Raw genomic sequence first — 20351 nt, 5'->3', positions numbered from 1 at the left:
TGTCGCAACACGATATGACAAGCTCATGCTCAACTTCGCCGCAACTTGCTACATCGCCGCCATCGTCATTTGGTGGACTTGATTGAGTCTGGAGCTAGGGCGGAATTGAGCCGTCGACCCTGTTGTTACAAAAGCCACTTTTGAAACTTCCCGAAAATCTTAAATTGAGTGCCATGACCTGCCGGAATGGGCGCATTCTTACGATTAAATGCCAAACGACAGGCCCGACGCCAATGCCATTTCGCGTGACCAAAAGACCATTTAAAAACGGTGTATCCGCAGGCCGAATAGCTTTTCGGATATCACGACGACGACGACCGTCATCACGATAGACAATGCCGATACTGCCGCTGCCTCAGGAGTGAAGTTCGTTCTGAGATAATCGTGATCTGGATCGGAAGCGTGGCCGTTCCGACATTCTTCAACATGAACGATATCGTGAAGAGGTCGAGCGAGATGATGAACGCGAACAGGCAGCCGATGACGCCGGGCTTGATCAACGGCAGCATGATTCGGCTGAAGCGCGTGAACGGTCCGGCACCAAGACTGCGGGCGGCAAGTTTCCATCGCCGCAGACACGTTGATGAAGACGAAGGGCAACGTGATGAGCACATGCCCAATCAACATGCCAGCCATTGTCGTCGTGCCAATGCCGATCGCGTAGACAAAGAACAGAAGCGAGATCGCTGTCAGCACTTCCGGCAAGGGCAGCGGCAACAGCATCGCAAGCCGGACCTCGCGGGCAAAGTCAGGGCGCGTGTCGTGGTGGAGATCGCGCGGTAAGGCTCCCCGGCGCTAGCGCTCGCATGCGAGCTCCAGCGTATGGACAAACTTTGTCCATGCGTATATACATTGAGCGTCATTACAGCAAGGACATCACATGCTCAGCATCAGAGATCAGGAAGTTCGCACCTTGGCGGAAACCGTTATGCGCAAACGTGGCGCCTCCAACCTGACCGCTGCCATCAAGCTTGCGTTGCAGCACGAGATTGAGCGGGCTGACGAGGCTGTACCCTTGAAACAGCACGTCGCTGAGATCCGTGCGCGAGCACTGGCTAAGGCAAAGCTCCCGCCTGCTCCACCCTTAACCAAGGAGGAGCGTGACGCATTCTGGGGCCAATGATGTTCATCGAGACCTCGGCATTCGTCGCCATCCTTGCCGGAGAACCGGAAGCCGATACCTACTTGAGCGCAATCGACTGCGCGGTAAAGCGGCAAACCGGCGCGCATGTCCGGCTTGAGGCGACCATCAACCTGGCGCGTATTCTTGGGCTAGAGGTCCCTGATGCCCAGGAAATGTTCGACGCTTTTCTTCAAGCGGCCAAAATAACTGTGGTTCCGATCACCGATGCGATCGCCCGGCGCGCGGTGGAAGCCTTTGCCGTGTACGGCAAGGGAAGGGGCCATCCCGCCCAACTTAACTTCGCCGACTGCCTGTCCTATGCCTGCGCTGACACACTCAACATGCCGATGCTATTCAAAGGACGTGACTTTGCGGAAACGAGTCTTAAGAGCGCTCTATCCAGCACGCGCTGAGCCGCGTCAAATTGGGGGGCCAAGGCATCGGCGGGGAGATGTCGAGGAGCCGCAGAGCCATTAATAGACATCACTACACAGTTGAGGGGGTAAAATCTTTCAAAGCGAGCTGTCCTCCATGGACATCGAATAGAGTGCCTTTTGCGAAGCGGCAGAATGCCTATTGCTCTTGAAGGGTATCGACCCTAGGACACCTAGATCTACACCGCCATTATCGGGACCAGGGATTAATCACTTGCAACCCAGCCGCCTCGAACGGGCTTATGTCGCGGGTTGCGATTGCCAGACGATTTGCTGCTGCTGTGGCGGCAATATAGCCATCAGCCGTGCCGATCGCTTTTCCGGATACTCGAGCGCGTACCATCAGGTCCGAGTAAAACTGCGAAGTCGCAAGATTGAAGGGCAGGATGCGCTCGGAAAAGTGAGGCAGTACTTCGCCCTCAAGGCGGTCGCGGAGGATAGTTTGCCGCTTCCCCAAGGGCATAGCTGCGATCCCGAAGCGAAGCTCAGCAATCGTTATTGCGGAAATGAACAGCGTTTCGATTGCTTGGGCGTCCAACCAAGCGACCACTGCCTCATCGGGAACCGGTTTCCACGGCTCGGATATAACGTTTGTGTCCAGCAAGATCATTCGAAGGTCATCGGTTCGCCAGGCGTCTTATCGCGACTTTTCTGCAGGGCTTCAACGTCGCTGTCGGAAAGCTCAGCGTCGCGACCGATAGCCGCTAGTAAAGAGCCGAGCATAACACGTTCAGGGGGACGAACAGCGGCCTCAATAATGTCGCGGATCTCGGCCTCGGTGCTTCGGCCATGATGAGCCGCTCGCAGGCGTAGAGCACGATGTGTTTCATGGGAAAGATTTCGAATGGTAACCGCCGGCATTGATATCACCTCAATAGAAATGATGGCTTTGCTATCAAAATATACAGAATGATGCGAACTTTCAAGAGTTTCAAAATAATGAGGGCGATACCGTGCCCGTTCAGCCACTTCGCCTTGAACAGGTTCGAACCGGAGACCCGTGGTTCGTGCGCAGATTTGAGAGTGTGATTTTCAGCCGTTTTCACGCTGACAGTTTGGCGCAATATTGCGTCCTATTCACCTTGAGACGGCCGACCGCTTGCTTTATATGATGCGTGATGATTGATGCGCGATGAGGCAGATATGAGAACGACCTTGGCAATCGACGACGATGTCCTGATCGCGGCAAAAGCGATGGCAACCCAGCAGCATCGGAGCGTCGGCGAGGTCATTTCTGAGCTCGCGAGACGTTCTCTTCGCCGACCGCCCAGCAGCGCTGAGCGCAATGGCATTCCTCTCCTGTCAGTTCGGCCAGGTGCGCCGCCAGTGACGCTCGACATCGTGAACGCCTTGCGTGACGAACTGCCGTGACTTTCCTGCTCGACGTCAATGTACTGATTGCCTTAATTGATCCGGGCCATGTAGCTCATGACGATGCGCACGAGTGGTTCACGGCGATGGGTCAGGTCGCGTGGGCTACCTGCCCGATTACCGAAAATGGTGTCATCCGGATTGTCGGCAACCCCAAATACCCTAACTCTCCTGGTTCACCGGCACTCGTGATGGAGATCGTCCGCAAATTGCGCTCGCTCCCCGGCCACAGTTTTTGGCCCGACGATGTGAGCCTTGTTGGATCAGGTGATATCGCTCCCACAAAGATACTAACACCGGGACAAGTAACTGATACCTACTTGCTTGCGCTAGCCAAGGCGCGTGGTGGCCAGCTGGCGACATTCGACCGCAAGCTGTCAGCAGCAGCGGTTACAAGGGGCAATTCTGCCTTGCACCTGATCACCACAGGTAGATCGTGAGTGTGCCCGACCCAGCGCCTTGAACCGATACGAACCAGCGACCCGACCATCCTCAGCATCGAGAGCAAAACCTAGCCCGTTGGCAAAGTGTCTGGCCATTCCTGCGCACCATGGAGAACGCGAAGAATCCGGACCGCTGTTTCATTAATTGTATACGCCGCGACGTACGGCGTGCCGTTTATCACCAGTTCTCGGGTGCCAGCGATTCTGCCTACACGGCCGCTCGCTGGAAAATCTATCAAGCGACGGACGGCAGCAACGATCCGCTCGTCGACCAGAATGGCGGCTGACGGATTTTCTGCTTCTATGTATGTGAAGATGGCGTCGCGATCCGATAATGCGAACGCAGACCAGGTAAGCTTCACGATTTGCGCGCGCCCGCGTTAAGGCGGGCGGCCGCTCTACGATCAGCAAAATGGGCCTCGACTTCATCGTCCGAAACGTCCGGTCGCGTATCGTTCAGCGCTTCAAGTACCTTGGTGCGAAACCAAGCGTCATGGGCCTCGCTGCCTGAAAGAAGCTCTAGCGGCAGCGCACCCTCGTTGGCTGTCCGGGTGAGCAAGATACGAACCGCGTCCGATACCGTAAGCCCCATATTTCCAAGCACTGCGGAGGCACGATCCCGAATCTCGGCGTCAATACGAGTTTGTACCAGTGCATTTGCAGCCATTGCGATCTCCGACTTTCAGATGAGATGTTAATGCAAATGAATGACAAATGCCATAGCGCATAACTCGGAGCGTCGAGATTGTTTCACTTGTCACTACTCAGCAGTGTCATGGAAGCATCCCGACGATTGTCGGATGGAGACGAGCGGGCGTGCAACGTGAAGTGCTGATCAAACGGGAGAATAGCGATGTCGGATCCAGTTCCAAAAACATCCAAACGATTTGCGCTTTTCAGCAAGAATTCCATCCTTGCCTTCCTTTCCATTTTTATCTGCATCATGACGTATGCAACTGCAACCGCTTCAGCCGGCAAGGAAACGCTGCAAATTTCGAAGATATTTCGAGCCGTGAAGTTACAAAAATGCGATCAATATCATGATGAGGAGCGAATTCAGTGCGAAGCGACCATACTCAATCTTGGATACTTAGCTGGGGTCTCGTATTTGCAGCACGAGGCTTCGATCTGGCCCCAAGGATAATGCGCGGCGATCTCAATGCGTTCCAGGATTTTATAAAAGACGATCCAGTGTGTATTCGACCCAAAAATCTGCGGTCGTAGGCTTCTTGTCCAAGCCGTTCAAAATTTGCGCTTACAAAAACTGCGGAAAATTCCTTGGCTTGTCAGAAGCGAGTTGGCTGCGGCGGGTTGCTATAAGTCAATAAATTGCCGGATCGCGTTGGGCTGAGTTGAGGGCGACGCGACCGACTGCCGCTTCCCGTTGATAGGCAAAAGGGCTAGCCCTCACCTTCACAGTGTTTTGGATACGGCTCAAGCGACTTCCAGAGCGGGAGCTGCGACAGGGGTAAAGAGCACTTTGGTGCCAACACTTTTCGCCAGCGACTTAACAAGCGCACTTGGGCGCCCGACAATATGTGTGCTTTGTTTTGAGGATGCCTCGTTCTGATTGCGGTCCTGCGCGGTGTTGACCCCGTTATTACTTCGTCAGCGCAGTCGATTTATAATCGCTACATAGCCCGACAGTGGAACCCCTCATTTGCCCAGCCTCGCAGCCGCAATAGCGTGCGGCATCAGGAACGTGGCAATTTCCGCGATGACGTCCGTCAGATTGCCGGGTTCGTGTGCAACGCTTTCAACGAATGCGTGCCATTGCCGTTGCTTGTCTTCGTCCTTGGCAAAGGAGCCCGTTAGGGCGTCTGGTACCTCAGTGGGGATCGGAGTTTCGCGCCGCTCGAAAGTCGCTGTGATTGCACGCGCCAATCTGTCATCATTGAAATCGAATGACCTGCTGAGAATCCAGATATCGTAGAAGTCCTTCATCCGGCTGTTTGCACGCCCCAGCATGACCATCGCCTGGAACTTCTCGGCAATGACCGTCTCCCGCGCATAGGCTCGGAGCCGGGGCATCGGAAAACCGAGCATAGAAGGATAATCGAGCACCTCCGCCCCAGGCTCGAGCGCATCGCCAAACCCGATGTCGATCGCCAGGGTGATCCGGGCTCCGCTGATCGATGCGACCACCCGCAGCCTGAGCCCACCATATTCCAGTCCCTCGCGAATGCGATCCACGCGTAAAGTGTCTGCGTCGAACGTGACGCCATCATCAGCCTGTTGCGCCACAATCTCCCTAAAGGTTTTCAACATCGGATCCGGCTCGGGACTGCCAAAGCCCAAAAGGTCGAGATCACGGGTGCTGCGGTGCGGATCGTCAAACCAAATCATCATCAGCATCGCACCCTTCAGGACAAAACGACCCGCATGGGGTGATTGGCTGAGCCGGAATAGTAACCGCTCAAGCGCAAAACGCGTCAGAACCAAATCGAAGCTTTGCCCGCTTGCCTTGGCGAGTTGCAACAGCCGGGCGCGCACCGAGGCACCGAGATTTCTGATTTCTTTAGCCATTAGCGGTCAGTGCCTCGAGATACGGCCGGATCACCGTGCCAACACCACCGCGCTCGGCCTGATCAGCGATTTCTCCAGGGGTAGCCCTTCGTTGCCGCAGCGTCTCCTGCAGCCCCTCAATCGCTACGGATAGGCCAATCTTGTTGCGATAGCGAAAGCAATCGGCAATCGTCTTGGCGATTCCGAAAATCTTCACCGGAACACCTTCAACGACATGGGTCTCGACGCTTTCGTTGAGAAGGCTGTCTGTGAAACGTACGATACGCATCGCAGGGCCGTTCGGTTGTGGGGCCCAGTCTTTGCGGCCTATCGCAAGCCAGATTTGCCTCGGAAGTTGATCCGTCAGGCCGTGGAAAGCAAGGGCCGAAACAAGGCAGACAACGGCTTTCGGGACGCGTTTGGCAATCTCTGCCAGGCTGTGGTTAGCATCGAGTTCCGCATTGGGGAGTTGATAAAGACCGCGGTTAAGCCGCACGACCTCGCCATCCCGTTCCATCCGGCTCATGGTGGCCGCCGTCACGCCTGCATTCCGCAGTTCCGCCAGACGTGCTATCCCGCGTTCAGCGAGCACAGTTCGGGCGATTTGGCGTTGGGTGACGGAGGCCGGCATTGATACAAAAACCCGGAGCATAGAATCTACTATCCGAGGATTTGTATCACAATTCCTGCCCTTGAGAAAGGCGTTGATTGGCGAAGCCGTGAGTAACAACTAACCGTCGCCTTTGGATACGAACCTGCGACTCCGTAACTTTCATCGCGTGGGCTGGCAGCGGGTCCGTCCCCTCGTTCAAAATCGCAAGATTATGCAAGGAGCCATTCTCTTAAATAAGCTTTCGCGCAGGTGAGTACGCTTAATTAATGACGGCAAACGTTTCCCTACAACAACCTCTTCTCGGCACGTAAATCAAAAGCATCGTTGGTCCCTCAAGAGGCGGCGCGGACTCAACGCCAGTCGAGCGGGGCGCGGGTCACATCCATTTTTATTCGTTAGGCCGCCAAAAGATTTGAGCAACCAGAGGTGTTGCAAAACAAGCACGCAACTTCAGAAACGAGCGCGTCCCCTTCCGTCGCGACAACTACTTAGTGTTGCACTAACGGGAGTCTGCTATGGATTGCCTCAGTCGATGACCGGCAGCACATGAGGGCCATGTGCTTTTTCAGATAGTGATTGAGATCTGATCGAAGAGCGGGTTTCCCGCTCGGGTGAAGGACATTGCTTTCAGAAAGATTTTGCATGACGTTTTCGTCATTTTCAATCAGGACCCTCGTATCGGCGGTCCTTATTTCCTCGGCCTTTTGCGCAACCCCTATTCAAGCTGAGGAACAACCGGCCGCCGTGCCCGCGGTTCCGGATGTCCAGCAACCGTTAGGCGCCGCTGGTGCGCAGCAGCCGGTTCAGCCGGCGCGCGTGCAGAAGTTCGACGATTGGTATTATCGCTGCATCGACGGCAAGGGTGCTGACGGTACTGCCACGGCTCATTGTGAAGTGGCGCAGGTCGCCACGGTCAAACAGGGCGACCAGGACGTCAACATTCTGACGCTTGCGATCGCCAGAACGACTGATGCGACGGTCGCATCGAACAAGAAACCTGCCAGACAGCAGGCAAGCGAACTCGTTCTGACAGCACTGGTGCCGCTCAACATGTACCTGCCGGCGGGGCTGGGCATCAGCGCCGCCGACAAGCGCGTCGCGCAGCTCGCCTATCGCAACTGTAACCAGGCGGGCTGCTGGTCGCAGCAGAAGTTGGACGACAAGATGGTGTCGGCCCTGACGAAGGCGGCGGATGGCACCGGACACTTGGAGATGATGAACGGCCAGAAGGTCAACATCAAATTTTCCCTGAAGGGGTTGTCGGCGGCGCTTGGCGCGCTGCAAAAGACCGCTTCCAATTAAGGCCGGCCGGACACGCTCATGTCATCCCGACAAGTAGCCTTCGGCGCAGATTGTCTTCTTTTGACCATCGCCACTCTGCTGGCGGCGACGTTCACCGTCTCCATCGCCGCCGCCCAGACACCCAATGCCGACTTCGAGCGGCGCCGCGCCCAGGAAGCCGAACAGGAGCGCCTGAAGTCCCTTGGCCAGATGACGCCGCAGCCGCCTCCGGCCGAAGCCAAACAGCCGGCCATCTCCGGCGGCAACGCGGTCGGCTCCTGTTTTGATATCACCCATGTCGAGGTCGAAGGCGTCAAACAGTTCTCGGCTGCGGCCATTGGCAGGATTACGGCGCCTTACGCCAACCGCTGTATCGGGGTCGGCGAGATCAACGCGCTGCTGCGCGACCTGACGCATCTCTATCTCGACAAGGGTTTCGTGAGCGCTCGCGTCTATGTGCCTGCCCAAGACATCGCCAAGACCAAAACACTGCGTCTCGTTGCCATCGAAGGAATGCTTGGCGACATCTATGTCAACGGCAAACCCGCACCTGGTTCCGGTACGATTGCCACGGCCTTTCCCGGTATGAAGGGTGAGGTCACCAATCTGCGTGATATCGAGCAGGGCCTTGACCAGATCAACCGACTGACCTCCAACAATGCCAAGACGGCGATGCTACCGGGCAACAGCGACGGCACGTCGATTCTCAATATCGAGAACGAACCAAGCCATCCCTGGCATCTTTCCATTGGCAACAGCAATCTCGGGCAGCAGCAGACCGGGTATTCCAAGACCTCGGCCTCGGTCGGCTACGACAACCTCTTTGGAATCAACGACCAGTGGAACCTCGGCTACGAGCATAGTGGCCCGGACTATCCCTGGCCCGATGACGGCCAAGGCACCAGCAACAGCTATTCCGGCAACGTCAGCCTGCCTTACGGCTACTGGACGTTCTCGCTCGACGGCTCATGGTACGAATACAATAGCTCTGTTCCCGGCAATTTTGGATCACTGGATACCTCGGGCGATTCCAAACAAGCCGGAATCGGCGCCAACCGGGTAATCTTCCGCGACAAGGATTCGATCACCACCTTCAACAGCGGTCTGACCTACAAGGAATCGAACAACTTCCTGCTCGGCAGCAGAATAGAAGTTGGCAGCCGGCGATACACAGTCGGTGATCTCGGCATCTCCCATTCGCGCCGAATGCTGGGTGGTCTCTGGGTTTTCGATCTTTCCTACAGTCAGGGGCTAGATCTCTTCGACGCCGTTGCGCCAGGCGATCCTGGAGCCGGTGATGCCGATCCGCGTTTTTCGAAATTCACCGGCACGATTTCGGCGACGAAGCCCTTCGAACTGGCTGGTCAGCATTTCGAGATAAACTCGATCGTAACCGGGCAATATTCTGCGGACAATCTCTTCGGGGCCGAGCAGATCTCGGTCGGCGGTTATTCCTCCGTGCGCGGCACACGCGAGACCATGCTGTTCGGCAATAACGGCTTCTTCGTGCGCAACGATCTTGTCTGGCGCACCCAGCCGTTTTCCGACGACGAGAAACTTGCCAGGATATTCGGCGAGTTGCGCCCCTATTTCGGTCTCGATTACGGATGGATCGCCTCCCAGGCCCGCTACGCCATCGCCGGCGGCGACATGTTCGGCTGGACGCTCGGCGCCAAGCTCGCCGGCGGCAATGTCAATTTCGAAATCGGCTATTCGGATGTGCTCGGCGGGACAGTCGAAAAGGATGACGCCGGCCTTTTCTTTATCAGTTCCTCCTTGCATTGGTGAGTGGGACAACCTCGTTCGGCTGTTATCGCAGCAACGGCCGGTCACCGACGCGGCTGCCATTCTCGGCGTTAAACCAGTCACGATCACCGGTCGGACCAGGCGCATCCGTCGATAGACTGTGCTGTTGATCCCACCGGCCACGATCATCGCGTGCGCCGTCGCCGCGCTGCAGGGCCTGAAACGACCGCAAGGAAACTGTCCGCGGTGCGTGTGCTCGCCGCACAGGATGTAATCTTCAATTTCAAATTCACCTTGGCTTTACCAAATCGACACGAACTGCGCCTGTTTTCCTCTCCATATACGTGTAGCCGTTGACGTTTGCGACCAACTCCACCAGTAGAAATCGTCAATATGTGCCGCATGACGCGGCCTGGAATGAGGTGAGACGCAGGCTAGATTTTCCGCGAGATCCGCGGACTTAGCCCGACCCTCTGAAAGGCGAGAGCGTACCGTGGGCAAGTATTCGAGGCAGCAATCCGGCAAATCGTCGAAAGAAGGGACCTTGTTGCAGCGGTTCGCAAGCAGTCTGGTTCATCGGCTGGTACGCCTCGGACACCAGTTACTTGCCGTTACACTCAGTGTGCTTCTATTCCTGCAGCCGGCGATTGCTAACGCTCAGTCGGTCTCGGCGAGTTCTACGGCGCCCGCCGCCAACCAACCGGGCGTCGGAGCAGCACCGAATGGCGTTCCGCTCATCGATATCGTCACGCCGAGCAGCTCGGGCCTGTCTCATAACAAATTTTCGGATTTCAACGTCGGCACCCAGGGCCTCATCCTCAACAACTTCAATGGCGAAGTCGGAACCTCAAACCTCGGTGGCGTCACCCCCGGCAACCCGAACCTGAAGACGTCCGGTCCCGCGTCAGTCATTTTGAACGAGGTAACGAGCGGCAATCGTTCGGCGCTGAACGGCGCGACCGAAGTGTTCGGTGGACGCGCGGACGTCATCATCGCCAATCCGAACGGGATCACGTGTTCGGGTTGCGGTTTCATCAATACGCCACATGCCACGCTGACGACCGGCGTGCCCACGATCGGCGCCGACGGCAAACTGTCGGGCTTCACTGTCAATGGCGGCGACGTCACCTTCGAGGGCGCCGGTGGCAACTTCGCAGCCGCGCCTGGTTCGGTCGACCTGTTCGATGTGGTTGCGCGTAACATTCACGTCAATGCGCCGATCTACGGCAAGACGGTCCGGCTGACGGGCGGCGCCAGCAAATATGATTACGCCACCGGCGAGTCGACGGCGCTGACGGCAACCTCCGGCACCCCGGAATATGCCATCGACGGCACCGCGCTCGGCGCCATGCAGGCAGACCGCATCAAGGTCGTCGTCACCGAGAAGGGTGCTGGCGTCAAGATGAGCGGCGACATGGCCGCCAATGCCGGCGAGTTGACGTTGTCGGCCGACGGCAAGATCTCGATCGGCAATGCGTCGGCGCGCGATGGCGTCACCATCACGTCGAAACAGAAGGTGACAGCGGCCAAACTCACCTCGAAACGGAAAGTCGCTGTCCAGGCCGACCAGGCAATCACGTTGCAGTCTGTGGCGGCCGACGGCGAAATCCTGCTTGGAAGCGCGACCGGACTGCTCAGCGTGTCCGGCGACGTCAACAGCGGCACGACAGTACAGATGAGCGCCGGCAACGGCATTGCCGCTGGCAGCGTAACGGCGGGCAGCGGAGCCGCAATGCTGTCTGCGAGCGGCGGGAATATCGACATTGCCGGCGCTGCAAACAGCGCCGGTGAACTTGATCTGACGGCAACGGCCGGCTCGATCTCGGCCGCTTCGCTGCTAAGCAACCAGAACGTCGCGTTGAGCGCCGGCCTGGACATCGCCATAGGCGGTAATGTGCTGGCGCAAGCCAATGTCAGCGCCAGCGGCCGCTCGGTCTCCACCGGCATGGTCGTCTCAGGCATCGATATTGCCGCTACGAGCGCGGATCCAACCGGCAATGTGATGTTAGGCGCGGCCGGCGACCTCGCCTTGACGGCGACCGGTGGAAATATCGCGACAGGCAATCTCTTGTCAGCCGGCGCTCTCACGAGCGCGGCAACAGGAAGCATGACGGCCGGAAGCGTTCAGTCTGAAAACGACCTGACGGTCGCCGCGGCTTCACTATCGGCCGGTGCCGTCACCTCGCATGGAGCACTCACCGTCAATGCCGCGACCAATGTCGCGGGTCAGATTCTCGGCGCGGGCGACATTCTGATTTCGGGTTCCGACATTCAAGCCGGTGCCATCGTCTCAGGCGTCGATTTCGCGGCAACCGCCGCCAATAGCGGCAATCTCGCGCTCGGCTCGTCCGGCGATATTACCCTGCAAACCGCCGGCAGCCTGTTCACCAACACGCTGCTCGCGGCAGGTTCCATCTCCGCCACCGCAGCAAATCTCAACGTCGGAACTATAACCGGCCACAAGGATATCGCTCTTTCCGGCAGCTCCAGCCTGACCGCCACCGGTCAGATCCTTGGCGCCAACGACGTCGCCCTCTCGGGTGGTGCTGTCACGACCGGCCGGGTGATCACGGGCGTTGATTTTGATGCCATGGCGCAATCCTCGGCAAGCGCTGTCGTGGTCGGCCCGGCGGGTGACCTGACCATCAACGCCACGAGTGCCACAACGGGACCGCTGCTGGTCGCAGGCAATCTCGACGTGACAGGTGGGTCGTTCACAGCCTCTGACGTTACGGCCCACGGTGATGTCGCGGTCAACGCCGCCACTGATATCAGCGGGACGCTGCTTGCAGCCGGCAATGTCGATATCACCGGTGCGAATATCACCGCAGGCACGCTTGTCTCCGGCGTCGACTTTTCCGCCACCAGCCAGTCCGGGGACGGCAGTGTTGTCCTCTCAGCGCAATCGCCTTCGTCCGGTGCACTCACCCTCAACGCAACCGCCGGCAATATCAACGCAGCCAACCTGCTGTCAGCCGGTTCGCTCGACGCCACCGCAAGCGGCAACATCGCCACCAATGCCGTATCCCACCAGAATCTGACGATGATGGCGAGTGGGTCGATTGCGCTTGCCGGCCAGTCCATGGCGGCGGGCAATATGCGCCTGCAGGGCCAGTCGATCGCAGCCACAAGCCTGGTGTCGGGTGTGGACTTCGCCGCCACCCGGGCGGCGACGAACAGCGCCCTGATGCTCTCGCAGCGCAACGCCCAGTCGGGCACGATGACGCTCATTGCGACGAATGGCGATATCACCGCCAGCAACGCGCTGCTGTCTGGTGGCAACCTCTCTGCGACGGCAATTGGCGGCGGCATCAGCTACGGACTGCTGCAAAGCCTTGCCAATGCCTCGCTGACGGCTCCAGGCAGCATCAGCTATACCAACAATACCAATGTCGCCGGCAATCTGACGATCGGTACCGGTGCGATCGATCTTTCCGGCTCACGCGGATCGAAGCTCGCCGTCGGCGGTACGCTCGCCCTCACTGGCACATCAGCGAATTTGACCGGAAGCAGCCTCGTCCTCGGCGGGCTGACGCTCGATCTCAGCGGTCGGGCCGATCTGACGGGCGCGAAGGTGAAGACGGTCACCAACGCCGGCGGCTCCGGCGACATTGACATTACCGCCGACAGTCTGACCGCCAACAGCACCACGACGCTGCTCGCGGACCATGACCTGACGCTGGCCCTGCCGACGCTGTCCAACAGCGGGCAGCTTGCCGCCCGCAACAACCTGACGATCAACACCAGCGGTAATCTGACCAACTCGGCCACCGGCCTCATCTATGCCGGCAACGACGCGGCATTGTTTGTCGGAGGCGTGCTTGCCAACGATCAGGGCGCAGTTGTCGCCGGCCGCGATCTTACAGTCGCCGGCAGCGCCGGGGGAGCCCGCAATGCTGCCGTTATCAACCGGTCCGGCCTGATCTCCGCAGATCGGAACATGGCGATCACCACGGCAAATCTGCGCAACGAAAAGACTGTGGCTCCCACCGTCACAAGCCAGCTGATTTCCAGCACGGCCGTGACCGCCTATGACAGTCTCAAGGGAAGTCTCTGCGATACCTGCTCCTCCAGCGAAGGGATCGAATACAACGGCACGGTCTACATCGTCCGGGATACGGATCACCACGTTTACCAGAACGTTACCGAGGACCGGGTTTCCTCTTACGGAAGCTCGGCGGCGCTGATCAAGGCCGGCGATCTACTCTCGATCAATACTGTCGATCTCACCAACGCCTATAGCGCCATCGAGGCCGGCACGGGCATGACGGTAACCGGCACCGGAACGCTGACAAATCTCGGCCTGCAACTGAAGCGCACGGTCTTGATGACCTGTGACGGGGCAGCAGGCTGCTATTACTATCCCGCCTTCGTCTCCCAGGAGTGGCGACAGCGGCAGACCGGCGATACTGGCGGCAATGGCGATGGCTATCTGGAGACGATCTACTCGCTCAATCCGTTCGGCACGCGCGATCCCTCGAAGGATCTCGCCCCCGGCAGCACGGTGGAAAATGTCACGGCGATCGGCGGCGTCCCGGCAACAATCCGGTCGAGAGGATCGCTTGCCATCAGCGGCTTTGCCGCCGTCAACAACACCGCCGCCGGCGGTTCGATCGCTGGCCAGGCGACGATTTCTGCACCGGCGACCCAGAGCAATCCACTCACTGCCCTAAACGGCATAACGGCCGGTGGTGCCCTGTTCACGGTCGGTGCTTCCCTTGGCAGCGTTGGCGGCAATGGCAGCCTCATGGCCTCGCTCGGCAATCTCTCCCAGATTCCGCAAGCCAATTGGGTCCAGTTGGCAGCACTCGCCAAGCCGCAATCGGGCGGCGTCGGCGGCACTATCCCGGGCCAGGCCTTCATCTTCGAGAGCCGAGCCGCATTCCTCGACGTTTCGAAGTTCTATGGCTCGAGCTATTTCATAAAGCGCATCGGCTATCAGCCGGAAACCACCGTCCCCTTCCTCGGTGACGCCTATTTCGACAACCAGCTGATCGATACGCAGCTGCGCCAACTCGTCGGCGACGGGCTCGGCAAAGGCTCATTCGTTCCCGGCAATGACGCGACCGAACAGATGAAGACGCTGCTCGACAACGGTGTGACCTATCTGCAAGAGAAGGGCATCGCCTTCGGCCAGGCGCTGACGCCCGAGCAGGCAGCCAATCTGAAGCAGTCGATCGTCGTCTACCAGCCGCAGATCGTCGACGGCGTCAAGGTGCTGGCGCCCGTCGTCTACCTCTCTGCCGCTGATCGCGCCGGAATTAAATTCTCCGGTGCCACCATCGCCGGCAACAGCGTCGACATGAACGTCGGTGATCTCTCCAATTCCGGTGCGGTCACCGCAGATGGCGGCCTCACCGTCGCCGCCAATTCGATCAAGGCGACGGGAACGTTTCTGTCCGGCGGCAACATGAACCTCAATGCCGCCAACGGCATTACGCTTGCCGCCCAGACGATGTCGATCGGCGGGCAGACGCTGGTTGTCGGTAATGGCGGGGTGAAGGCCGGCGGCGACCTGAAACTTGCCGGCGGCGCCGGCGACCTCACCCTTCTCGGCACGACCGCCACGGCCGGTGGCAATGTCGCTCTCAGCGCAAACGGCAATATCAACATTGCCGCGGTCGAGGAGACGACGACCAGGACGAAGCGTGACCGGCGCAGCAAGACAACCACTATCGAGACGACGGCGACCGGCTCTAAGATCACTGCAGGCGGTTCGATCACCGCCGAGGCCGGCGGCAATCTCAATGTCGTCGGAAGCAACCTTTCCGCAGCCGGAACCGTCGGCCTCAAGGCGACCGGCGACGTGACGATCGCCGAAGCCGTCGAGACCACCACGACCGACTACAGCTACAAGAAGAAGGGCGGCCTGTTCGGCGGCGGCAAGAAGACGACCAGCCACACGGAAACGCAGACCGTGGTCGGATCGTCGGTCAGAGGCGGCAAGGGCGTCGCGATCACCTCCGGCGGCGACACCGTCGTTTCCGCTTCGAAGCTGGCGGCCGGGGATGAGGCCAAGAAGGCCAATATCGATGTGACGACCGGCGGCGATCTGCTGATAGCATCAGGCAGACAAACGACCGAGATCGATCAGTCCTCCTCGAGCAAGGGCTTCCTCTCCAAGAAGAGTTCGAAGCTCCACAGCTATGACGAGACGACGGTTGCCTCCGAGCTTTCCGCCTCCGGCAACATCAACCTGAAGGCCGGTGACAACGCGGTCATCGCGGGCTCGAAGGTTACGGCAGGCGGCAGTCTCGGCGTCGAAGGCGACAGCGTCTCCGTCATCGGCGCCGAAGAGCAGCACGAGTTCGAAAGCAGCAAGAAGAAGTCCGGCCTGTTCGCCGGCTCCGGCGGCGGCTTCATCTCGCTCTGGGGCAACGAACAAAAGGACAAGAGCCAGGCCTCGGAATTCAATGTCGCCTCGGTCTTGACCGCCGGCACCGACGTGACGCTGAAGGCTCGCGAGAGCGACGTCAACATCATCGGCTCCAGCATCAACGCGAAACAGGACATCGCCCTCGACGCCGCCCGCGACGTCAACATCACGCCTGGTGCGGAAAGCAGCTCGGCCTCGGAGGAGGAGAAGCGCTCCGGCTTCGGCATCGCCTTCAGTTCAGGCAATGGTGGCGCCTCGATCGGCATTGGCTACGGGAGCGCCACGGACAAGACCGCGCAGTCGTCCTCGACCAACGCCGTCTCGACTCTGTCGGCCGGCCGAGACGTGACAATCACAGCCGGGCGCGACGCCAATTTGCAAGCCGCCCAAACCGAAGCCGGCCGCGACGCCAACATCCTAGCAGGACGCGATATCAATCTGCTCTCGGCCCAGGATGTCAGCAACTACTCGGAGATGCACAAGCAGCTCTTCGCCGGCATCAGCCTCAACGTGTCCTCCGGGTTGGTTAGCGCCGGACAGGGAATAGCATCGGCCGTCAGCGATCTTGGCGGCGCCAACGGCGATTACGCACTGGCACCCGCAGCCCTTGCCGGCTACCAGACCTACAAGGCTCTCACCGGCATCAATACCGACGCCCTGAGAAACATCCAAGGCGTCACCGACTGGGCCGGTCTTCAGCAGTCGGGCCTTGGTTCTGCCTCGCTGACGGTCGGCTTCAACGCCTCGAAGAGCGAACAGAGCGCTTCGGTCGGCGTTCCTGTCGTCACCAGTATCGAGGCGGGCCGTTCGGTGACGGTGGCCGCGCAATCGGGCGACATCACCGGCCGCGGCGTGCAGATCGCGGCAGGCTCACCGGAGTATCTGCAGGGCGGCAACGTGCTCCTTTCGGCCGGTGGCAACATCGATCTTGAAAGCGCTGAAGCGACGAGCAGTTCGTCCTCCAGCAGCCAATCGACCGGTGCTGCAATCGGTGTCGATCTCGCAAGCGGCGGCCTTACCGGCAACGCAAGCTATGGCAAGGGCACGGAGCAGGCGCGCGGCGTTACCCAGATCAATAGCCATGTCATCGGCAGCGGCAATGTCACGACCGCGTCTGGAGGCGATACGACACTTGCCGGCGCCGTAATCTCAGGCAACCGAGTGACGACGGTGGTCGGCGGCGATCTCAACATCATCAGCCGCCAGGATACCGCTACCTATGACGAAAAGACGATTGGGGCCGGCATCGGCTTTGCACCCGGTTCCGGTCTCTCCGGCGGGGCGCAAAAGGGGAGAACCGAGGGCGAATACGCCAATGTCGGCGAACAGAGCGGCATCATCGCCGGCTCCGGCGGCTATCACGTCACGGTCGGCGACAATGTCGATCTCGTCGGCGGCGTCATCGGCTCGACGGCAGCCCCCGCCAATAACGATCTGACGGCAAACTCGCTCACCTGGTCGAATATCGAGAACCGCTCCGAGGCCTCCACCTCGAGCTACGGCATAGGGCTGTCGCCCGGCGGCATTCCGGTTCCGGTCGTCGGCCAGCCGGCGCAGGAGGAAGACCACGGCGTCGCCCGTGCCACGCTCTCTCCCGGGCAGTTGACGCTTACCAACCAAACGCAGGACCTTGCCTCCCTCAACGCGGACCTGTCGAAGGCCAACACGCAAGCCGAAGCCTTCGACATAGACAGGCTGAAGGCGAAGCAGGAGAGCGCAGCAGCCTTGTCGGCACTGCTGAACATCGCGGTCGGCGATCTTTCAACCAAGCTAGGATTTGACGAGGGCAGCCCGGAGAAAATTGCCCTCCATGCAGCCGTAGGTGCGCTCGTCTCGAAGCTTGCCGGCGGCAACATCGGCACGGGTGCGCTCGCCGGCGCGGCCAGCGAAATTGCCAACGGCGTGCTGCAGGATGTGCTGAAAGCGAACCCAAACCTAACAGAGGAGCAGAAGGGCGCCATCACCCAGTGGGCGGCCGCCATCGTCGGGGTTGCCGTCGGCGGCCAGACGGGCGGGGCAACGGCCCTCGACAATATCAATTATAACTTCCTGACGCACAAGCAGCGTGATGAGCTCGTCGACAAGCTGAGGGGATGCGACAGCGATGCCAATCCCGAACAGTGCAAGGCGCAGGTTTCGGCCCAATACGAACAACTCAATCAGGAGCAGGATCAGAAACTTGGCGCCTGCCGCACGAGCCAGTGCGTCGTGAACCTACTGGGCGACCTCGTCGGCGACCCGCAGTTCGCTTACCTTGAGGTTGTAGAATTGCAGGAGCTAGGGGTTAGCATGTCCCTGGCTCAGACTCTCCTGTCCTATCAGGTCCTGGAGCGATACCTGACGAGCGATTCATCTCAGTTCGAGATGACGCTGATGGATGTTGCTGCAGGCGTCGGCTATTGCGAGGATCATGGTCAGGCGGACGGTTGCTTCGCAAAGGGGCAAGCTCTCCACTACGCTTCCTCAACGGTAACCGAGCTTGCTTACCTCGCAATAGGATCGAAGATCAAAGTCGTGTGGGGAGAAGTTGCGGAAGCAGCTGTTCGCCCGGTTACACCTCCCAAGGGCTACACTCTCAATGCCGATGGGACTGTCGATGGACCGCGAGGAGGATTGTATAATCCGGTCAGCGGCGCTGCCGATGCCAGCGGCAACCAGATTTTCATTGACAAGACCGGCAACTATTACACCTTGACACGCGAGAGCGTGACACGGGTAGCCTCGCCATTCCCGTCATCCGGCATTGGCGCGACGGGAAAGATTGGGCAAGAGGCCCTGCTAGAAACTCTTGGCGGCGAGCCGCAGGCCTCGATCTGGACCAGCCTCGGCAGGCGTGTCGTGGATGTGCTATCCAACGGTATTGCTAATGAAGCCAAGGTCGGTCGAGTGAATATGTCATCGGATATAGCCGACCAGATCGCCAAGGACGCAGAAATTGTGTCTCGAGGCTTAGCCGTCGAGTGGCATTTCTACAGCAGTCCTGTTACTGGCCTTGGCGGTCCATCGGCTGCCGTGGAAGCCGCGCTGCGCAAAGCTAACATCAAGATCGTCATCCATTGATTGAGAACCATTCTATGTTTACGCTGGCCTACAATGTTGACTCCAAAGTCCACAAGGCAAGGGAGAAGAAGGAGGTCGATGCGTTTTTTTCCTGGTTCATGAGCATCCTACCGGCCTGCCTGGACGAGGTGATTGCATCGGTCAGGAAAACGGAAGGATTTGCCGACTGGCAGGCCGACTATGCACCAGAATCGCTGCTGCGACTTGGCGACTGGTATGAAATGCAGGTGAAGACCCGACCCTATACGCCGGAGGAAATGGAATACATGAAGCGCGTCATGCGCTTTGACGAGAACCGGCCGATCGATTTTGAGCACTGGACGCTCACCAACGAGACCCTCGTGACCTCCGTGAAGGTGGGCATGTATTTTGGCGAGATGCTCCGCCGGCGCTTGCCGTTCATGGAGTGGAAGCCCTGCAAACTCGTTCATGGGAAAAACAAGAAGCCGAGCATTGATTACGGCCAGCCAGTGCTGGACGGGCCGAAGGTCATCCAGCTCAACCCAGTGAGAATTTCCCAAGCAGTTGCATTCGGAATTGCGCGTGGAAGCAAACGCGGCCGAGATTTGCACGAAACGTTTGGAAACAACGTGAAACTACACGAAAACATGCGCAACAAATGATGCGCTTTCAGCTGACCCGCTGGGACTATTTAGCCTTAACACACGCAGCAATCATCTACGAGTAATTGTTGATGGACACAGGCAGCCTGAATTACGTTTAGCCACAGTGGATGGGGTTGATTGCCGCAACACCGGGTACTCGGGCGCCGGCTATTCCGCGGTCCTTGCCGACGTCGTCGCCGCGCTGTCGAGTTACGCCGGAACCGCTTCTTATTGGTCTTCTGCACCTGATCAGGCCGCGAACCTGGCACGTCTCGACAGCTCGGGCGGCCTCGACCAAATCCTGAAGATTCTCGCGCCGGGCGGTCTCAGCAAACTGAGCGACGACAATCGGCTTCAATCAGGCAATACGATCGCATTCCTGGTCAGCGATCCACTGATGATTCTTGGTCTGCCGGACGTTTTTCAAAAGGCTAGCGACGGCGATCCCGCGGCTATGGTGCAGGTGCTCACCTTAGCGACCCGACTGAAGCTGTTCGGGGCAGGCGCAGAAAAAGCCATGGGGGAAACCAACACCAGCCACAAATAAAACACAGCTCATCGATGAACCGGTGGCAGGCGGTAAGATGATCACTCCTGAGAACGTAGTCGATATCCGCAGATTGCCGGATGGTAAAATTGTTTGGCTTGAGACTGGAATTGCGACTGAACTGATGGGGTGGATGCCCCCTTCGGCCGGCATCAGCGTATGATGCCCGCTCAGCGTCGTTGTGGCGCTCACGAAGGAGAGGCAGATGACAGCAATACATATCCTTGCGATCGACCTTGCAAAGCGG

17 protein-coding genes are annotated in these 20351 nt (G+C 58.9%); 11 read left to right on the top strand and 6 right to left on the bottom strand.

The features are described 5' to 3' along the window. The first annotated feature begins 384 nt into the window (after positions 1-384). The 3 genes from FHX15_RS30380 to FHX15_RS30370 all read left to right on the top strand — a co-directional run bounded on the left by FHX15_RS30380 (position 385) and on the right by FHX15_RS30370 (position 1536). Positions 385-783, top strand: coding sequence for a hypothetical protein (locus FHX15_RS30380; RefSeq protein WP_184402037.1), 399 nt, complete (start codon positions 385-387; stop codon positions 781-783). Between the two features lie 97 nt (positions 784-880). After that, complete coding sequence (locus tag FHX15_RS30375) at positions 881-1123, top strand: type II toxin-antitoxin system VapB family antitoxin (RefSeq protein WP_184402036.1); 243 nt, start codon at positions 881-883, stop codon at positions 1121-1123. After that, a complete protein-coding gene (locus FHX15_RS30370) occupies positions 1120-1536 on the top strand; it encodes a type II toxin-antitoxin system VapC family toxin (RefSeq protein WP_184402035.1) in 417 nt (138 codons plus the stop codon). The genes FHX15_RS30375 and FHX15_RS30370 overlap by 4 nt, the downstream gene beginning before the upstream one ends. Positions 1537-1747: 211 nt before the next feature. Here the strand turns inward: FHX15_RS30370 and FHX15_RS30365 are convergent, their stop codons facing one another. After that, complete coding sequence (locus tag FHX15_RS30365; protein WP_184402034.1) at positions 1748-2167, bottom strand: type II toxin-antitoxin system VapC family toxin; 420 nt, start codon at positions 2165-2167, stop codon at positions 1748-1750. Further along, positions 2164-2418, bottom strand: a complete 255-nt coding sequence (locus tag FHX15_RS30360) for a FitA-like ribbon-helix-helix domain-containing protein (RefSeq protein WP_184402038.1) — start codon at positions 2416-2418, stop codon at positions 2164-2166. Before FHX15_RS30360 ends, FHX15_RS30365 begins: the two co-directional genes overlap by 4 nt. 282 nt (positions 2419-2700) lie before the next feature. Here FHX15_RS30360 and FHX15_RS30355 point away from each other — a divergent pair, with 282 nt between their 5' ends. Further along, the gene (locus FHX15_RS30355; RefSeq protein WP_183749925.1) at positions 2701-2928 is read left to right on the top strand and encodes a CopG family transcriptional regulator; all 228 of its coding nucleotides are present in this window, start codon (positions 2701-2703) and stop codon (positions 2926-2928) included. After that, positions 2925-3368 (top strand): TA system VapC family ribonuclease toxin, encoded by a 444-nt coding sequence (locus tag FHX15_RS30350; RefSeq protein ID WP_183749926.1) that lies wholly within the window; start codon positions 2925-2927, stop codon positions 3366-3368. Before FHX15_RS30355 ends, FHX15_RS30350 begins: the two co-directional genes overlap by 4 nt. 71 nt (positions 3369-3439) lie before the next feature. Here FHX15_RS30350 and FHX15_RS30345 read toward each other — a convergent pair whose 3' ends face one another. Both FHX15_RS30345 and FHX15_RS30340 read right to left on the bottom strand, forming a co-directional pair. Further along, on the bottom strand, positions 3440-3733 hold the full coding sequence (locus FHX15_RS30345) for a type II toxin-antitoxin system RelE/ParE family toxin (protein ID WP_184402033.1): 294 nt from the start codon (positions 3731-3733) through the stop codon (positions 3440-3442). Beyond that, positions 3730-4038 carry a type II toxin-antitoxin system RelB/DinJ family antitoxin gene (locus tag FHX15_RS30340; protein WP_184402032.1) on the bottom strand — a complete coding sequence of 103 codons (309 nt, stop codon included), beginning with the start codon at positions 4036-4038 and terminating at the stop codon, positions 3730-3732. The genes FHX15_RS30345 and FHX15_RS30340 overlap by 4 nt, the downstream gene beginning before the upstream one ends. A gap of 186 nt (positions 4039-4224) precedes the next feature. Between FHX15_RS30340 and FHX15_RS30335 the strand changes: the two genes are divergently transcribed. After that, the gene (locus tag FHX15_RS30335) at positions 4225-4515 is read left to right on the top strand and encodes a hypothetical protein (protein WP_184402031.1); all 291 of its coding nucleotides are present in this window, start codon (positions 4225-4227) and stop codon (positions 4513-4515) included. 512 nt (positions 4516-5027) lie between these two features. On the opposite strand, the gene FHX15_RS30330 is transcribed toward FHX15_RS30335, so the two are convergent. Then, on the bottom strand, positions 5028-5897 hold the full coding sequence (locus FHX15_RS30330; protein WP_184402030.1) for a nucleotidyl transferase AbiEii/AbiGii toxin family protein: 870 nt from the start codon (positions 5895-5897) through the stop codon (positions 5028-5030). Beyond that, complete coding sequence (locus tag FHX15_RS30325) at positions 5890-6507, bottom strand: type IV toxin-antitoxin system AbiEi family antitoxin domain-containing protein (RefSeq protein ID WP_184402029.1); 618 nt, start codon at positions 6505-6507, stop codon at positions 5890-5892. The genes FHX15_RS30330 and FHX15_RS30325 overlap by 8 nt, the downstream gene beginning before the upstream one ends. Before the next feature lie 624 nt (positions 6508-7131). On the opposite strand from FHX15_RS30325, the gene FHX15_RS30320 reads away from it, so the two are divergent. The 5 genes from FHX15_RS30320 (at position 7132) to FHX15_RS30300 (ending at position 20104) form a co-directional block, all read left to right on the top strand. After that, a complete protein-coding gene (locus tag FHX15_RS30320; protein WP_184402028.1) occupies positions 7132-7791 on the top strand; it encodes an invasion associated locus B family protein in 660 nt (219 codons plus the stop codon). A gap of 18 nt (positions 7792-7809) precedes the next feature. Further along, a complete protein-coding gene (locus FHX15_RS30315; protein ID WP_184402027.1) occupies positions 7810-9558 on the top strand; it encodes a ShlB/FhaC/HecB family hemolysin secretion/activation protein in 1749 nt (582 codons plus the stop codon). A 502-nt stretch (positions 9559-10060) separates the two neighbouring features. After that, complete coding sequence (locus tag FHX15_RS30310; RefSeq protein ID WP_184402026.1) at positions 10061-18952, top strand: hemagglutinin repeat-containing protein; 8892 nt, start codon at positions 10061-10063, stop codon at positions 18950-18952. A gap of 14 nt (positions 18953-18966) precedes the next feature. Continuing rightward, on the top strand, positions 18967-19575 hold the full coding sequence (locus FHX15_RS30305; protein ID WP_184402025.1) for a hypothetical protein: 609 nt from the start codon (positions 18967-18969) through the stop codon (positions 19573-19575). Positions 19576-19681: 106 nt separating this feature from the next. Beyond that, positions 19682-20104: a hypothetical protein gene (locus FHX15_RS30300; protein ID WP_184402024.1), complete on the top strand. Its 423-nt coding sequence runs from the start codon at positions 19682-19684 to the stop codon at positions 20102-20104. The last annotated feature ends 247 nt before the right edge of the window (positions 20105-20351 follow it).

The sequence above is a fragment of the Rhizobium sp. BK650 genome (assembly GCF_014195325.1).
GTDB lineage: Bacteria > Pseudomonadota > Alphaproteobacteria > Rhizobiales > Rhizobiaceae > Rhizobium.
This window is presented reverse-complemented; position numbering and strand designations above follow the sequence as displayed.